Here is a 3593-nt window from a genome sequence, read left to right as displayed (position 1 = left end):
AATCTGCTCTGCCTTTTCTATGCGAAACAACGACTTCACTCCATTAACATAATTGGGATACATAGATGCCCGGATCGGGCGGAATCTGTCTCATGATTTTGTATTACAACTTCTTTATCTTACGCACCCGGACCGCCACGCCGCGATGTGACCTGAGCATTTCCCCAGCGGGGAGTGCGGCTCGACCGGTGGCAACTGCCTGTTTCCCGACAACAAAAACCTCATCACCATCACGAATCGCCCGGTCCGCACCATTGACGCCGGGAACAAGCACGTCGCCTTCCGGCACGAAATCATCAATCGTGACCCGGTATCCTTCCGGGATCAGTGCCCAGCCATCGAACGTGGGGCGGATGAGGCCGGTTCCTGTGTCGATGGAGAAGAGCTGGACAGTGCCCCTGCTGTAGAAGAGTTCGGGGAACCTGCCCCGCGCAACGATGCCTTTTGTTACGACATCGGACCCGAACTGGTATGAAAGCATCCCGTGTAACCGGTCATCCTTTACCCGTCGTTCACCGGCAAGTGCGGCATCCAGCGCATTCAGTGCGGCCGGGCCGGCAGGATCATCCGTACAGGAAAATTCGAGCGTGATCCCGCTGATCTCCGCAGCCTGTCGCGCAACCTGGAGGGCGCCTCCTTCGAGATGAGCGATGATCCTCCGGTACTGGTGCCGCGAGAAGTAACGGGCAAGGATGCCGGAGATGACTGCACATTCTTCTGCGTCCCAGTATCCTGTTACCGGAACATCGTAATGACCTGCCGGGTAGGTACATTCGAGCTCGCGCGGCACAAGACCGAGGGGCGAGGTGACGATTAATTCATGAGCCCGTCCACCAATTGCCTGCTGGAACCGTCGGTGGCTCTGCGAGAGCGAGTAGGGTTTTTTTGCCGAGCAGGGCAAAAGGACTGCGACATCAGCGTCGGGGGGAGGGATGTAACGGCTGAGGAGCCGCTCTGTAAAGCGTTGCACCTCGGCACGTTGCATGGATTCGGCCGAGTTTGCCCGCATAACGCCCGCTCTCGCTACCGGCAGATGTGCCTCCATGAATGTATAATGCCGGTCGAGATGGCGCATGATCGCCACCTGGTTTGCGTCCAGACGACACCGGGATTCGAGAAGCTCGCGGAGTTGTGATTGCCGGATGAAACGGGAGACAAGGGCGATTTCCTGCCGGAGGGCCTCGCGGTTGTGATCACGCAGGTTTCCTGCGTGGCATCCGGGGCAGGTGCAGATGCCTTCTTTGAGCGCACCGACAGGAAAGTCACCGGTCGAAGTGCAGAACAATCCCTGGGACGATTTCAGGTCAACTGCGGTATAGTCAAAGAGGTCAAACCCTGAATAACAGAGAGTTGCCACCGTTGAGGGCAGGGCAGCGGCAGGCGCGTACCAGGCAGTGTCGCACGGGGTCTTCTCTTTAAGATTGACCAGCCAGTCCACGTAATTTCTCGGGTTGGAGAATGCGGTGTGCCAGTTTGCAACCATGACGCAATCGCCGCTCCTGGCCGCATTTTCCCGGTTCGGGTGGACGAAAACCGGGCCTCCTGGAATAATGGTGTGATAGTGCACCGCAAGACCGGAAGGGGCAGAAAGGGGGATATTGCAGGGAGACAGTGAAGCAAGGCCCGGAAACAGGGTATCCGGATCAACCACGGCCGGTGTCTGCACGGTTATTGTTCCATTCCCGAAGACCCCCGTCCGGGCAAGCCCGTCGCGCTTCCGGATATCAAACTTCATCACTGGTCACCTCGATACCGGGAAGTTCCCGTATTACCAGGTCGGCCCATTTCCGGCTGCATATGACCGTGATCCGGCTATCGCGGTGGGATTCAGCAAGTGCCCGGATACCAAGGCAACCCTGGCGGACCAGCGCCTCGTCCCATTCCGGAATTTCGCAGGGTCCGATGGGGAATGTCTCTTTCAACTCAACCGGATATGGGCCGAATGGGGGCTTGAACGAGAGCTGAGTATCAAATCCTTCCAGTCCTTTGCAGTCAATAGCTATGAGGACCTCTCTGCCAAGGGCAAGCCGCGAAAGCCCCTGCCGGTACTGGAGCACTTCCGTTCGCAGGCAACTCTCATCTCCCCGGTAAAAGAACCGTCGTTTCGAGACACGGTCATGTTCTGCAAGTGCGGGGACATGAGCAAGTAGTTCCCGGTACCCTTCAAGCAGGCGCGGGTGACCACGGCACCGTTCATCGACAAGTTCCCAGAGTGTCCCATCGACAATCGCCTGGCGAATCCGGGAGATCTCGGCAAGTGTTGCGTACAAGTTATGGAGAGCGAGCAGGCGCTCACGGTCTGGGGCTGCGCGGAGCTCCTCTGCAGTTTGGGACCGGCAGACACTGCAGGCACAGGGAAGATCAGCGAGATCATCAATCCGGTATGAGCCGTGTGCGGTCAGGTACCTGCCGTCTTTTGCATAGAGTGCATAGGCGGCTGAGTCAAAGAGATCGCACCCCATTGCCGTTGCAAGGGCAAACATCGATGGATGACCGGCACCGAAAAGGTGGATGCAGGCCGCGGGGGAGAGGGTACGTTTTGAAGCCATAACAACCCGGACGAGATCGCGGTACCGGTACGATTCCATAAGAGGGACAACTGCACCGATGGGGCAGAACGAGAACCCGATCTCCATAACCTCCCGTGCCGACCGTTCACGAAGATCTTCGAAAGTACCTCCCTGGACCGGCCCGGCAATCGGGGCATCTGGCCCGAAGACCTCCCGGGCTTCGGCAAGACGCTGGAGTGTGATGGCAAGATCGCACTCCGTGGTCTGGCGGTCTGCAGCGGGAGATGTGGGGATGTCGAGCGGCACCCAGATGTCGCTTCCGATATCGCGCTGAAAGGAGAGCGTTTCCGTGTTCGTGATCGATACTTCTCCATACACCGAGAGCTGGAACGAACCGGAATCGGTCATGATGATGCCATCAAAATCAAGGAGCTTGTGTAGGCCTTCTTCAAGGGCGCGGGTCCGGAACTGCTTGCTCTGGGAAAAGATGTAGGCGTTGGTAATAATTGCTTCAACACCCATCTCCCGCATCTCTTTTGGGGTTACCAGCTGGAGATGGGGGTTGATAACCGGCAGGAGTGCCGGAGTCCTCATGGTCTTTTTTCCGACTGTAAGTTTTCCGCAGCGCCCGGCAATGTCGCTGTACAGGCTCTCAAATGCAATGGCCATGGTTATTCCTGGTCGCCTTGTACATGCGCGCTCAAAAGCGTTAAACGGTTCCCCTCATTTGTTTTTCAGAAAAGATCTGTCCTTCAAATGTAAGGACCTCGACCGAATGATTGGTCCAGCACCGGTTGGGAAGACCCGCTTTTATACAGGTATGTTCAAGAAATGTCGTGGCATTCCATCCATACGCTGTTGCCACCTGGGGGAGAAGGAGCCTACTTGTCCCCAGTCCTCGTTTGCTTAGCCCATCTTTTCCCGCTACGGTGTCATCCGGCCGCGTTCAAGACTCTCCTGCATGCCGGGCGGTGACGGCCCGAATCGGTGATTAAAGCGCTATCTGCTCGCGCTCAAGTTTTCCTACAGGAAGTAGACATCCACCTTACCTTGCCTCTACTCTTGCAACGCTCTCAACCCCGG

At 57.1% G+C, this 3593-nt stretch carries 2 protein-coding genes and 1 pseudogene; all 3 read right to left on the bottom strand.

Annotation, left to right across the window (positions count from 1 at the left end; all coding sequences use genetic code 11):
- Positions 1-103: 103 nt before the first annotated feature.
- Positions 104-1735 carry an archaeosine synthase subunit alpha gene (gene arcS / locus CW742_RS08860; RefSeq protein ID WP_292419317.1) on the bottom strand — a complete coding sequence of 544 codons (1632 nt, stop codon included), beginning with the start codon at positions 1733-1735 and terminating at the stop codon, positions 104-106.
- A complete protein-coding gene (gene tgtA / locus CW742_RS08855) occupies positions 1725-3179 on the bottom strand; it encodes a tRNA guanosine(15) transglycosylase TgtA (RefSeq protein WP_292419314.1) in 1455 nt (484 codons plus the stop codon). The genes arcS and tgtA overlap by 11 nt, the downstream gene beginning before the upstream one ends.
- A gap of 40 nt (positions 3180-3219) precedes the next feature.
- Positions 3220-3435, bottom strand: a pseudogene (locus CW742_RS08850) (AMMECR1 domain-containing protein); the annotation flags it as partial.
- Positions 3436-3593 lie beyond the last annotated feature (158 nt).

This window comes from Methanoregula sp. (assembly GCF_002835825.1).
GTDB lineage: Archaea > Halobacteriota > Methanomicrobia > Methanomicrobiales > Methanospirillaceae > Methanoregula.
This window is presented reverse-complemented; position numbering and strand designations above follow the sequence as displayed.

Bases quoted from the DNA above. Each gene is read 5' to 3' on its own strand.
- arcS (WP_292419317.1), bottom strand. From the start codon at position 1,735: ATGAAGTTTGATATCCGGAAGCGCGACGGGCTTGCCCGGACGGGGGTC.
- tgtA (WP_292419314.1), bottom strand. From the start codon at position 3,179: ATGGCCATTGCATTTGAGAGCCTGTACAGCGACATTGCCGGGCGCTGC.